The sequence below is a fragment of the Thermanaeromonas sp. genome (genome assembly GCF_021890735.1).
In the GTDB taxonomy this organism is placed as follows: Bacteria; Bacillota; DSM-521; order Neomoorellales; family Neomoorellaceae; genus Thermanaeromonas.
Genome location: NZ_JAKKUR010000051.1, coordinates 1 through 11326, shown reverse-complemented (window position 1 = coordinate 11326; position 11326 = coordinate 1). Strand labels below are relative to the sequence as shown.

The window sequence follows — 11326 nt, the reverse complement described above, 5'->3', positions numbered from 1 at the left end:
TCCGGCTTGAGAGCCACCCGTCAGATCATAGTCATCTTTTACGGCAAGACGGCCGGGGGCTCCTTTGAGTATTACAGCTTCATTGACCCGGAAGGCCCGCTTTCGGAGGAGTTAAAAATGTATGTAAGGCAGCTGGAGTAAGGCCGCGCTGGCGGAGGGTGTTTGCAGCGTTGGGAGATACAGGTAGGGGTCCGGATACTGGCTTCGGGTCGCCCTGCATTATCCTGGCTTCTAGGACGGAAACTTCTAGATTTGCCTCGCACCGGGCATAGGCGTGTATTTTTGCCAGTGACACACTCACTAAAGGGCCGCTGTTTATCTCGGCGTGCCCTGTTACTCCCTTATCATCCTCATAAGTTATGACCAATTTATATTCATAATACGCCTTTATGAGACCGGTATCCGGGCAAATAGACACGGGTACTAAGGTGCAACTGACTGCACCAGGTACAAATTGGCAAAAAGTTACTCGCCGGGGCGGGGCAGGAGTAGGGCGTCCCGCGGCAAAGTAACCCCAGACCAATTCCCGGAAATTGCTCAACCAGTAACTGTCTATTAGCCGGCGAACGCTTACCCGAACGATCTCTGCGGGCTGGTTCTCCTGCTTTTTAGGAGACCCGAGGCAGGGTAAAAGAAGATCACTTTTTGCGGTCACCTTAAGGACTAAATATTCCTGTACCAGACAGACTATGCTTACCTCGTGGTAATGAGTGCTAAAACGGTTACCCTTATTAGAAGCTATGGAGGTAAAGGCCATGGCTTATACCCCGAGCCGGAAGGCCGCCGGTAAGCGGCCTTCCCTAATCTTTATGGCGAGGCCTGGGCCACGAAGTTAAAGTCTACTGTAAGATCAATGTTCTTGGCCACGTTACCCGTGTCGGCCGGGAGAGTGACGCTGAACAGGAGGACTTCGCTATCTGGAGAAGCCAGAAAGCGGCCGCCTGTCGGCTGGTCAATGAGGGCGGATAAAGGACTGTTATTGAAGAGTATCTCTCCTCCCGGAGTGGTTTGAATGGTTACCAAAAGGCGGTCAGCCAAGATCTGAGCTTGCCGCGGAGAACTGGTGCCGGCTTCCTTCCAGTCGGCGAAAATATAATAAAAGACGTCAACATCTCCGTTATTAGTTACAGTTATAGGGGGTGAGCCTACCACCGTTTCACCGGGCACCAAATTAGTGTTGTCAAAAATGGGCCCTGTTGGGGTAACGGATATAGAAGGGCTACCAGTTCCTAGAGCATTGGCAGTGTTATTGACAGATGCGGTAAAGGACATTTTTTATTCCTCCTTTTGTCTGGTAAAGAATAGTTCTTCAACAAGATTATTCCACTACAATTATATGCTTAAATACGGAAAGTTGAGATAAGGAAAGCCCGGCTACTTGAATACCTCCTCAATTACCCCGGCCCAGCGCTGAGCCCAGATTTCCTGCCGGAAGGCGAGGGCTACCTCGCGAGCGTGCCTTCCCATTTCCCGGCGCTTGTCGGAATCCTGTATCAGTTCTTCGACAGCAGCTTCCAGATTCGTAACATTAATTTGTATAAGATATCCGTTATAGCCGTGGATAATTATATCAGTGAGACCCCCGGCTAGCCCCGCAATAACCGGCTTCCCGCAGGCCATGGCTTCTAGGGCGGACAGGCTGGTGCCTTCGGTGGAACGGGACGGGATGATGACGATATCCGCCAGTTGATATACGGCGGGCATTAAATGCATGGGTTTCCAGTAGTAGTAGCAGCGCTCTCGACGGCTCGCCCACTGCATCATGAGCTGTTCGTGCTCGTCGATGTGCCCCCGGCCGCAGAAGTGGAATTCTACGTTCGGGTAGCGATTTGTTAAGCGCTCTGCTACCTTGAGCGCCTCATTCAAGCCGCGGGCCGGTGCAAGACGCCGCGGAAAAAGAACCCTAATGATTCCGTCATTGCGAGGTTCCTTCGGCGGGCAGTATAGCTCCGTGTCTACGAAATTAGGAATATAACGGAATTTCCAACTCGAACCTGGAAACACGGCTTGGAAGAAGTTTATGGTATTTGTATCCACGGACACCACTAGCTGCAGGTTGCGTAGGGCTACGTGCTGACGATAAAACCATTCCTGTTGTTTGTGGAAGTTTCCTCCAGTAAAGGGTTCAGCACCCGGCCAGTCCCAATAGATGCCATGGCTTACGCCGATGCTTTTCCCTTTGGCAACGGGATAGGCCAGGCTCATGACGAAATAAATCGCGTAGTCGAAGTCTAGGGATGCTTCATAGAACAAGGTATTTAGTTCCGGGAAAGTATACATTTCGTTACGCTGTGTAGGGATGCCATGGATTTTTACCCCATCAAACTCCCGGGTCCAGTTATTGCCGATCTGCCACACTTCCACCTCGAACCCCATATTACGCAACAGGCGGCAGAGTTCCACCTGATACCGCTCGGCACCCCCCATAATCAACCTTTCTTCCACCGGGTGAAAGAAGTTGGTGGTCAAGATTGCTACTCGCTTGCCCATTTTCCGGCACGCCCCCTGCTCGCGGGTTGGGTTAAAGTTCTGGCGAACTTTCCTATTTAGTGTATGTTCAATGATAATTCAAGGGTGCCGAGAGGGGCTGGGTGCTCTCGGGAGAGGAGGTGGGTGTTGTAAAATTTATGAAGCCATGTTATAAAGAACTTAACAGTTGCAGTTTACCCCATACCGGATTGGGACTGACTAAAGGGCTGGCTGGATACAGGGTGAGACTTCAAACGGAGGGAAGTGCCCTATGAGGCAATCACCCAGGGAGGAAGCCCGGAGGTGGTTAGACCAGGCCCGGGAAGACTTGAAGTGGGCTCGCAGGTTGGCCGAAGAGGGGGGCTATCATATTGCCTGCTTTCTTGCTCAGCAAGTAGCTGAGAAGGCTATTAAAGCTTTCTTGTATGCTCAAGGGGAAGCTCTTGTTTTAGGCCATGCGGTAAGTACCTTGAGCGAAAGGGCGGCCAAATACGATAAAAGAATAGAAGAAAAGAAAGCCGTATGGTCTATCCTGGACGGCTACTATATCCCGACCAGATACCCAAATGGATTGCCTGATGGTATTCCCGCAAAAGTATATAATCAGAAGACAGCCCGGGAAGCTGTAGCTCTGGCTGCCCAAGTCGTTGATACCGTGGCGGAACTTACAGGCCTCTAATGCTATAAAACGAAAGAAGGTGCAGCAATCCGGGTATGGGAATAGGAAGAGATGAAGAGCGTTATAGGGAACTTTTAGAAGAAGAATTGAACCGCATGGTGCTTGAACTCCGTGAACTGGGTGCGGAGAAAATTATTCTTTTTGGTTCCTATGCTCGCGGCCGGTCTGATATGTTTACGGATTTAGACCTCATCGTAATTTTAAATACCAGCTTGCCTTTTGTAGAACGCATAGGTTATGTATATAGCAAGCTTGCTCCTCGTGTAGCAACGGACATCCTGATCTATACCCCTGAGGAATGGCAAAAGATGAAAGACCGGCCCTTTATCCAGCAGGCGCTAGCAGAGGGAAGAGTAATTTATTGAGGTGGGGGGCGGGTGTTATCCGCCCCCTTCTTGTTCTCTTACCAGCGTGTGCAGGCTGGCAGGTCGCCCCCGCTTCCTCACTGAGGCGGAACCTGCGGCTCATTAAAAGAGGGCGGTTGCGGGTTCTGGAGGGATGAGCCCACATACCTGCCGGGTGTAGAAAGGTTGAAGAATAGACGGGCGTCCTTATCCACTCCCCAATCCTTGGTCGAACTGGTACCCTGGACCTTCTGAAAACACTCGCGAAACAAGGTATTATGGGCTTCCTCTCTGTTCAGGAGGAAATCTATCATCTGACGGACGTAACGGTCTGCGATTTGGCGGTGCAGGTATTCATATACCACCTTGGCCCTCTGCTCCGCAGCGATGTTGGAGAGAAGGTCTGCGGGCAGGTCGCCGGTAGCTTCGATGTAGGCTGCGGTCCACACCTGGCCCGAGGCGTTGCTGTAGAAGGGGTTGAGCCCCGTAGCAACGTGGGCCTGGACAGTACCAATGGTAGCGTTCATGGCCTGTGGTTCGTGGCCGTTTAAGAGATTTACTGCAGTACAAACCATTTCCAGATGGCTGAGTTCTTCGGCGGCTATATCCAGGAAAATATCCCTTATGGCCGGGTCCTGAATGCGGAAGCTCTGGGCCAGGTATTGCAAGCCTGCTTTAAGCTCGCCATGGGGCCCCCCGATTTGTTCCTGAAGGAGCGCAGCGTAGTTGGGGTTAGGCCGCTCCACACGAACCATCTCGAGGAGCTTTTTATCGTGCTTAAACATGTTCATTCCTCCCTTCTCACGTCTATTATTTCATTACCGGTTTTGCAGTATGTATTCTTCGAAGCACACAACAAAACCGCCGTAATAGTGGTCGAAGGTAAGCCGCCGGAGGCCTTACAACCCAAGAAGGGCTCTTGAGTTTTGATAGAATACCTTGTAAGGCTTTCTTTTTTGGTGTAAACTGTAAAAAGAGCAATAGATTAGGTAGAAATGGAGGAGCGGCTTTTGTATCTTAAGGAATTTGAACAAGCTTTGGAAATCATAACCTCGGCTGCTCAGGAAGCCTATGGTAGCCGTTTAGTCTCCTTGGCTGTTTTTGGTTCAGTAGCTCGTGGTACACCTCGCCCGGATTCTGATATCGATCTTTTAGTAGTAGCGGATAATCTTCCCCAGGGTCGCCTAAAGAGAATGGAAGAGTTTAGCCAGGTAGAAGAGATGGTTCAACGCCGCGCCGCTGGATTTAAATATATCAAGCCAGACCTTTCACCGATAATAAAGGAGAGAAAAGAGATATTGCGTGGAAGCTTTCTTTTTCTAGATTTAGTGGAGGACGCAAGAATATGTTATGACCGAGAGAATTTTCTGACCATATATTTGGCTGGATTGAGAGAAAAGTTAAGAAAGATGGGAGCGCGTAGGATTTACCGGGGGGGCGCCTGGTACTGGGTTTTAAAGCCGGATTATACTCCGGGTGAGGTGATCGAGATATGACGAGTATTACTTTAGCCCAGAGCTATCTAGTAAAGGCTACTAAGCGGTTAAAGATATTACCCGTTCTGCTTGAAGAGGAGGCTTATTCTGATGTAGTGCGTGAAGCTCAGGAAATAGTGGAATTAGCCCTAAAGGGTATGCTACGGGCTATTGGCGTAGAACCCCCAAAACAGCATGATGTGGGTTATTTATTAGTAGAGTTTAAGAACCATTTTCCAAAAGAAGTGCAGGCAGAGGTAGAGAAAATGGCCAGGATATCTAAATGGCTACGTAAAGAAAGGGAATTTGCTTTTTATGGAGATGTTGATTTTATCCCTACTGAATAATATACAGAGGATGAGGCCAAGCGAGCGATAGAAGATGCTAAGCTGGTAGTGGAAATGGCTTCCAAGGTGATTGAGCCTACCTTGTAGGCCTTGCAAGGACACTCTTGTTGTGGTAGAATATCACCTGACAGAGGCGTGCCGAAGTGGTGGAACTGGCAGACGCGCCGGACTCAAAATCCGGTGGGGCTCACACCCCGTGCGGGTTCGACTCCCGCCTTCGGCACCAGAAAGCTAGATTTACCAAGGCTTTGCAGGTTTGAAGGTGGATAAATTTGGGTTGCCTCCTTGGATAAAGGCAAGTCGTCAAACATTTTCAAACCACTTCAAACCGAAGATTGAGCCTTGGTATCTTTATATATACGGGCAAAAATCCTTTCCTCGAGGAGCTTAGCTACTTCCCTTTGTATGCCAGGTAATACATGGGAGTAAATATCGTCAGTAATTTGAGTATTGCTATGACCTAGCCGTTCAGAAATTACTTTAGTCGGAACGCCCCAACTCATCAGAAGCGTACTATGGGTATGTCTTAGGTCGTGATACCGTACTCCCTTTATACCTAGCTTTTTACACAGGTTTTGCCAATTACGACTAACCCAATCAGGTTTTAGGGGACTACCATCTGGCCAGCAACAAACGAGGTCATTGTCTTTATATGCCTCTCCTAGTAATAAGCGTTCTTTCTTTTGTTGTAAGCGATGCTTCTTTAATTCCTCTACTACAGATGCCGGCAACTCTATTAGACGCCGGCTCTTTTTTGTTTTCGGTTGTCGATATTCTAACCCATTAGAATTTCGCTGTAAGGTTTGAACAACGCTAATAGTTCTTTCTTCAAAATTGATATCCCGCCATCTTAAGCCTAATATTTCTCCTCTTCTCATACCTGTACTAATAGCCAGTAGGACGGGCAAATACATTCTACTGCCATAAGCCTCTTTAAGTACCTTTTCAATTTCCTCTAGGGTCAAGGTCTTTGCGTTATATTCTTCCGGCTTTGGTGGCTCCACTAGGTCAGCCGGGTTCCGAAGTATAAGTTGCATTTTGACCGCTTCTTCTAGTGCTCGATGCAACACCCTATGATGCTTGTTAACAGTGGTCCTCGAAAGATTCTGTCCCCGGCCATCCTTACGTCCGTTCTTTAAAGCATTAACATAATATTCCTGAAGATGAAAGGGTTGTAACTTACCTAGAGGAATATGGCCCAAACTGGGTATTAAGTGCTTTTCAACGATAGTCTTATAGTCCTCATAAGTCTTTGGAGCAAGGTCATAGTCCTTATGGCTTTGCAGCCATTTGGTCAAATACTCAGCTAGCGTCATTTTACAGGGTTCAATGTAAGTATTTTTATCAATTTGCGTTAGTATTTCCCGTAATACTCTTTCGGCATCCTTTTTCGTTCCATACACTGTTTGCCATTTTTGTTTTCTCTTACCTGTAGCTGCGTCTCTTCCTAAATCTACCACAATGCGCCAAATATTTTTTCCGCCTTTGCGGATATGTCCCCGCATTAATCCTACCCTCCTTTACCGCCTAGGGACAGTTTTATTCTATCACACTCCTACTTTTTGCTGGAGCCAGTTCAAGAAAGCCTGGCGAGGCACCCTGACTGCCCTTCCTAGCCGGATAGAAGGGATGACTCCTTGTCTTGCCAGTTCATAAGCTTTGACTTTACCAATTTTGAGCATTTTAGCTACTTCAGGTATGGTTAACATTAAAGATTGGTTATCCATGGCTCCTCCTCCCACCTAAAAAAGAGTTAAGGTATCACATTAAAACCTTTTGGGCATACCTCGGACCTTCTACGCTCAAACATTATGAATCGCTGTCTTCTTGCCTGAACCTCATCCTTAAAGGTAATGCCCTCTTTCAGTAATTTGTTTTCTCCCCATTTCTTGAGCATTTCTAGCACTTCTTCCATGGAAGTCTTATTTGCTGCTGCTCCAAGGGAACAAAGGATACCGACTCCTTGGTCTAGTAATCGCTTAATATCACCCTGTATTACCCGTTCTCTAATTAAGGGAGAAACTTCCATTTTTCTTTTTGCATTTTGAACTATTTTCCATCGTTCGTCTAACGGTCGCCTTGAAACATTACCGCCTATATTCTCCCTTAACTCAAGCCAATTATTGGTTAAGTAAGCCCAAAGCCCATCTTCTTTTTCAAATAAGTCCTCCACAGTGTATATACTGCATTCCTTTAGAAACTCTCTTCTTATTTGGAACTCTATTCGCCATACCGGCTTTTCTCTATCCCAGCCATTTTCCAGCCAAATCTGTTCAAACCATGTCTTACCGGATCTTTTTATTTCCCGGGTTTTATCATAAATACGAACTAATAAAGGCTTACCTCTTCCTATGCTAAATCCTGTTAACTCTCTGCCTTCGCTATATTCGCATATAACTTCGTGCTTAGCTCTACTTTTAGCCTTAGTGACAAATTTCTCTTTATCATCCGGGTAGAAAGGGAACTCGTCTTCATCTAGGCATATATCTACTCTGGATATCCTAGTTCCCAAAACGTTAACTCTGAAGTGATTAAACCACTCCCGAAATCGTCTGTAAGCCTCTTTGTATCCATACGACCATAAGAAACCCGAAGATAACTTAACCCAAATATCTGGATTCTGATATGTAGGTTTCTCAGAAAATCCCAAGACAAAGTCTTTACAAGTCAACCTGTAAGCATAGAAAGGCATTCCACTTTTTTCTACAATTAAAGCAACTCCATTTATATGTAATGTTCTAGCTAAACCTAATTGTTGGCCTTCCTCTTTTAAGGCTTTTAGATGACCTAAGAATGGGCTAAACTCTTTGTGGTAATTCTCAATGTCCAGGCCAAATTCTAAAGTATCAATGCCTGCACATAGCATTCTATATATCACCCCTTACCGTTCTGTAATTAGCGACCAGCATGTTATTTATTAGCTGGTCGCTAACCCTTTCCCGTAAGTGGGGAGAGGGGCCTACAGCAAGGTTCTTAAGGGGTGGCTGCCCGGCGTTAGAATATTTTGTTGCGGCCGGCTGGCGCATGTCAAGGGTGGCCCTAACGGGCCATGGCTTCGCCACTGACGCCCTTGACATGCTTGCCGGCCGCAACGAGTAGCAACTAAGCCGGTCAGCCCCCCGAGGCGTGTGCTAAATCCTTGCTTGCTATGGTTCGATACCTTTCTCCTCGAAAGTAAAATCCCCATCACTAAACTTTTTACCTTTACGCTGAACAGTAACTATTTCCCCATCTAATACAAAATACTTAGGAGAATTAAATACCTTACCGCATATAAGACAATGCCAATGACGATGCACAATACCACCGCAAACAGGACATCTAGCAACATCACGACTACTCATTTAAGCCATCCTCCTATACCTTTATAAAGTCTTCCACTTTGCAAGCTCTTCGGCTTAGCACACGCCTTTCTCCATGTTAGCAAGCCGGAGCAGTTGGCCCTGGTGGTTGCGAGAGGGTCTTCTCTAATGCTTCCTTAAGCTCTTGCAACTTATTCCTAAGCTTCCGTTCGATAGTATGTTGAACGGCTTTAGATCTGTTCAGTTGTTTGAAGTAATATTCGATTGTTTCTATTGTTCCAATGAGCTCTTTAGATATCATCATGTCATTTTCTCCAGTTAACTTATTGCTAATTTCATTACCGTCTTGATTATATCATTTTTGTTTTTCACGTGCAAGAGGATTTTAACGAATTGCGTATAATATTAACAAGTAAGGGTTAAACTTTTAGGGAAGGAATGCATAGCATGGAAACTTTAGGGAAATTTAATCCGATTGATGAAACCGTTTCTGAAAATGAGCTTTTACAGGATACATCTCATAATGAAGGTCATACTGACGAGGAACCTAATTACTACCGATACTTAGGGCAGAAAATAAGGGCTGCTAGAAATGAAGCCGGTCTTACCCAAGCGGAACTGGCTTCTTATCTTGGTATTACCCCTACGGCACTAAACTACTATGAAGCGGGAAAAAGACAAGTACCTATACACATTCTAGAAACTATTGCCTTGATACTAGGAAAACCCATTCATTACTTTCTTGGCCCAGATGTGGAAATCGAAACTATTACTAGGAATACGATATTAAATGCACTTTCTAAGTTAACCGATGCAATCTATTTACCATGTTATTGGGAAATAGACAGAAATGGCCGATTTAACTCGCTCGACTTTCCTCCTCCCATAATCCCTTTTCCTAAAGAAATTGCTCAAGATGCTCAATTTGCAGTCCGTGAAAAGGCAGTCGGGGACAAATTTAGGTATTATCTTTGCAAGTATTATAAGGGACAACCTCGTAGAAAATTCCCCTTCTTACCTTTAGGACGACCAACTATCGTTTATAAGCCTCCTTCTGAGGAAGCTCTCGTAATTGCGGAAGAATCGGAGCCTGAAGATATGCTAAAAACAGGAAAGTATGACCCCCAATGGCGAATATGTCATTTCAAAGATGTTGTTCCATATCGCCATGCTTCCCAAGGAGAAGACCCTAGGCTAAAAAATCTAGTAGCCATAATTGTAGCTAAAGTAGAGCCATTACCCGAGTAAGTAACATGATTTTCTATTTGTAATGTTTATGCAGGATTACCAGTATCAACCTGACAGTTTCCCATGGCTACGGCGCCGGTAGGGACCCTGCTTCCCTTCCCGGCGCCGTAGCCATGGAAGAGAAGTCTTTATTCTTCAAACATCTTTCAAACCAACTCTTAGAAATACAGCGATATTAGCTGTAACTAATCGTTTTAGTCCCCAGGCGGAATTCCTTGTTTTTCAATACTTTGCGCTATAGACCATTCCGTCCAAAACCCTATTATTATTCGTTTTGCCTCCCTCAAAATCCGGTGGGGCTCACACCCCGTGCGGGTTCGACTCCCGCCTTCGGCACCAGTAGGAAAATCAAGGGTTCCAGCGGATTTACCCCCTTCACGAAATCCGGTGTGGCTGAAGGGGGTTTTATTATGGGCAAACTCGCCCGTATTCGCTCTAAGCCCGTAGAAGTTGACCTAGAGGAGGCTGTGGAAGAGTTTCTCCACAGCAGGCGGGCCGACGGCGTAGCTGAGCGCACTCTTGACGACTACCGCTACCACGTGGAAGCCTTCCTCAAGGCCAATCCCAATATCACCACCTATGAGGCCCTGCAGAAAGCCGTTATACGCTACTTCAGCCAGCCCTGTTCTCCTGGGTATAGAAACATCAGGCTGCGCTACCTCAAGGCCTTTTTCAACTGGTGCGTATCGCAGGGCTACCTTCCCGCCAACCCTGTGGCAGGGATAAGGCCAGCGAAGGAAGACTTGAACCGCATAAGGCACGTGCCCTTGGAGGCCCTGAAGAAGCTGCTCAATGCGCCTGACAGGAAGACCTACGCAGGCCTGCGGGATTACTGCCTGCTGCTGGTGCAAATTGACACCGGAGCAAGGCCCGGTGAGCTGTTCCAGGTGCGGCCCGCTGACCTAAACCTCGAAGCCCGTGAACTGTACATACGCCCGGAAATTGCTAAGACCCGTGTGGGAAGGACCCTGGTCCTCTCACCCCTCACGGCCCAGGCCCTAGCGAAATTCCTTAAAGTGCGGCCACAGTGGTGGGGTGGAGACGTGCCCTTGTTTGCCACCGAAAACGGGAGACCACTAGACCGCGGGCAGTGGGCAGCAAGGGTGAGAGAATACTGCTCACAAGCAGGTGTAAAGGTCACGCCCTACGGCCTGCGGCACACCTTTGCTATTGAGTTCCTCAAAGCGAGCAATGACCCCTTCGCCCTGCAGCGCATATTAGGCCACAAGGACCTCACCATGACCCGCAGGTATATCCGCTATGTGCAGGATGACATCCGCGAAGCCCACGAGAAAGCCTCACATGTGGCAAAGCTGCAGCAGCTAGGCAAGAGAGCTAACCGCAAGCTGTAAAACGGCCCTCTAGAAGGCGCTATAAGCCCACGAAGAAGGCCGGGCAGGTACCTTATGTATTTGATACTCTAAAAGTTGACCAGATGATCAGCGAAAAGTTGACCACCCTG

14 protein-coding genes and 1 tRNA gene are annotated in these 11326 nt (G+C 47.3%); 7 read left to right on the top strand and 8 right to left on the bottom strand.

Going from position 1 to position 11326, the window contains the following annotated elements; translation table 11 throughout:
* Positions 1–79: 79 nt before the first annotated feature.
* From L5656_RS08195 to L5656_RS08185, 3 genes are all read right to left on the bottom strand, one after another.
* Positions 80–757, bottom strand: coding sequence for a hypothetical protein (locus L5656_RS08195; RefSeq protein WP_297201618.1), 678 nt, complete (start codon positions 755–757; stop codon positions 80–82).
* A gap of 50 nt (positions 758–807) precedes the next feature.
* Positions 808–1272 carry a hypothetical protein gene (locus L5656_RS08190; protein WP_297201616.1) on the bottom strand — a complete coding sequence of 155 codons (465 nt, stop codon included), beginning with the start codon at positions 1270–1272 and terminating at the stop codon, positions 808–810.
* Between the two features lie 102 nt (positions 1273–1374).
* The gene (locus tag L5656_RS08185; RefSeq protein WP_297201614.1) at positions 1375–2490 is read right to left on the bottom strand and encodes a glycosyltransferase family 4 protein; all 1116 of its coding nucleotides are present in this window, start codon (positions 2488–2490) and stop codon (positions 1375–1377) included.
* 250 nt (positions 2491–2740) lie between these two features.
* Between L5656_RS08185 and L5656_RS08180 the strand changes: the two genes are divergently transcribed.
* On the top strand, positions 2741–3148 hold the full coding sequence (locus L5656_RS08180; RefSeq protein WP_297201612.1) for a HEPN domain-containing protein: 408 nt from the start codon (positions 2741–2743) through the stop codon (positions 3146–3148).
* Between the two features lie 35 nt (positions 3149–3183).
* Complete coding sequence (locus L5656_RS08175; protein WP_297201610.1) at positions 3184–3513, top strand: nucleotidyltransferase domain-containing protein; 330 nt, start codon at positions 3184–3186, stop codon at positions 3511–3513.
* Between the two features lie 77 nt (positions 3514–3590).
* Here L5656_RS08175 and L5656_RS08170 read toward each other — a convergent pair whose 3' ends face one another.
* Positions 3591–4277 (bottom strand): manganese catalase family protein, encoded by a 687-nt coding sequence (locus tag L5656_RS08170; RefSeq protein ID WP_297201608.1) that lies wholly within the window; start codon positions 4275–4277, stop codon positions 3591–3593.
* Positions 4278–4502: 225 nt separating this feature from the next.
* Between L5656_RS08170 and L5656_RS08165 the strand changes: the two genes are divergently transcribed.
* From L5656_RS08165 to L5656_RS08155, 3 genes are all read left to right on the top strand, one after another.
* Positions 4503–4988, top strand: a complete 486-nt coding sequence (locus L5656_RS08165; RefSeq protein WP_297201606.1) for a nucleotidyltransferase domain-containing protein — start codon at positions 4503–4505, stop codon at positions 4986–4988.
* Positions 4985–5314, top strand: coding sequence for a HEPN domain-containing protein (locus L5656_RS08160; protein WP_297201604.1), 330 nt, complete (start codon positions 4985–4987; stop codon positions 5312–5314). Before L5656_RS08165 ends, L5656_RS08160 begins: the two co-directional genes overlap by 4 nt.
* 137 nt (positions 5315–5451) lie before the next feature.
* Positions 5452–5540: transfer RNA gene (locus tag L5656_RS08155), tRNA-Leu, on the top strand.
* Between the two features lie 97 nt (positions 5541–5637).
* Here L5656_RS08155 and L5656_RS08150 read toward each other — a convergent pair.
* From L5656_RS08150 to L5656_RS08135, 4 genes are all read right to left on the bottom strand, one after another.
* Positions 5638–6819 (bottom strand): site-specific integrase, encoded by a 1182-nt coding sequence (locus tag L5656_RS08150; RefSeq protein WP_297201602.1) that lies wholly within the window; start codon positions 6817–6819, stop codon positions 5638–5640.
* Positions 6820–6861: 42 nt separating this feature from the next.
* A complete protein-coding gene (locus L5656_RS08145; RefSeq protein ID WP_297201600.1) occupies positions 6862–7041 on the bottom strand; it encodes a helix-turn-helix domain-containing protein in 180 nt (59 codons plus the stop codon).
* A gap of 26 nt (positions 7042–7067) precedes the next feature.
* Positions 7068–8180, bottom strand: coding sequence for a hypothetical protein (locus tag L5656_RS08140; RefSeq protein ID WP_297201598.1), 1113 nt, complete (start codon positions 8178–8180; stop codon positions 7068–7070).
* A gap of 280 nt (positions 8181–8460) precedes the next feature.
* Entirely contained in the window at positions 8461–8658 is a 198-nt protein-coding gene (locus L5656_RS08135) for a hypothetical protein (protein WP_297201596.1), read from the bottom strand.
* Positions 8659–9063: 405 nt separating this feature from the next.
* On the opposite strand from L5656_RS08135, the gene L5656_RS08130 reads away from it, so the two are divergent.
* A complete protein-coding gene (locus tag L5656_RS08130; RefSeq protein ID WP_297201594.1) occupies positions 9064–9864 on the top strand; it encodes a helix-turn-helix domain-containing protein in 801 nt (266 codons plus the stop codon).
* Between the two features lie 410 nt (positions 9865–10274).
* Complete coding sequence (locus L5656_RS08125; protein WP_297201593.1) at positions 10275–11216, top strand: tyrosine-type recombinase/integrase; 942 nt, start codon at positions 10275–10277, stop codon at positions 11214–11216.
* Positions 11217–11326: the final 110 nt, after the last annotated feature.

Excerpts from the sequence above, each read along its gene's own strand:
- L5656_RS08160 (WP_297201604.1), top strand. The coding sequence starts at position 4,985 with ATGACGAGTATTACTTTAGCCCAGAGCTATCTAGTAAAGGCTACTAAG.
- L5656_RS08175 (WP_297201610.1), top strand. The coding sequence starts at position 3,184 with ATGGGAATAGGAAGAGATGAAGAGCGTTATAGGGAACTTTTAGAAGAA.
- L5656_RS08170 (WP_297201608.1), bottom strand. The coding sequence starts at position 4,277 with ATGTTTAAGCACGATAAAAAGCTCCTCGAGATGGTTCGTGTGGAGCGG.
- L5656_RS08150 (WP_297201602.1), bottom strand. The coding sequence starts at position 6,819 with ATGCGGGGACATATCCGCAAAGGCGGAAAAAATATTTGGCGCATTGTG.
- L5656_RS08145 (WP_297201600.1), bottom strand. The coding sequence starts at position 7,041 with ATGGATAACCAATCTTTAATGTTAACCATACCTGAAGTAGCTAAAATG.
- L5656_RS08180 (WP_297201612.1), top strand. The coding sequence starts at position 2,741 with ATGAGGCAATCACCCAGGGAGGAAGCCCGGAGGTGGTTAGACCAGGCC.
- L5656_RS08130 (WP_297201594.1), top strand. The coding sequence starts at position 9,064 with ATGGAAACTTTAGGGAAATTTAATCCGATTGATGAAACCGTTTCTGAA.
- L5656_RS08195 (WP_297201618.1), bottom strand. The coding sequence starts at position 757 with ATGGCCTTTACCTCCATAGCTTCTAATAAGGGTAACCGTTTTAGCACT.
- L5656_RS08140 (WP_297201598.1), bottom strand. The coding sequence starts at position 8,180 with ATGCTATGTGCAGGCATTGATACTTTAGAATTTGGCCTGGACATTGAG.
- L5656_RS08125 (WP_297201593.1), top strand. The coding sequence starts at position 10,275 with ATGGGCAAACTCGCCCGTATTCGCTCTAAGCCCGTAGAAGTTGACCTA.
- L5656_RS08185 (WP_297201614.1), bottom strand. The coding sequence starts at position 2,490 with ATGGGCAAGCGAGTAGCAATCTTGACCACCAACTTCTTTCACCCGGTG.
- L5656_RS08135 (WP_297201596.1), bottom strand. The coding sequence starts at position 8,658 with ATGAGTAGTCGTGATGTTGCTAGATGTCCTGTTTGCGGTGGTATTGTG.
- L5656_RS08190 (WP_297201616.1), bottom strand. The coding sequence starts at position 1,272 with ATGTCCTTTACCGCATCTGTCAATAACACTGCCAATGCTCTAGGAACT.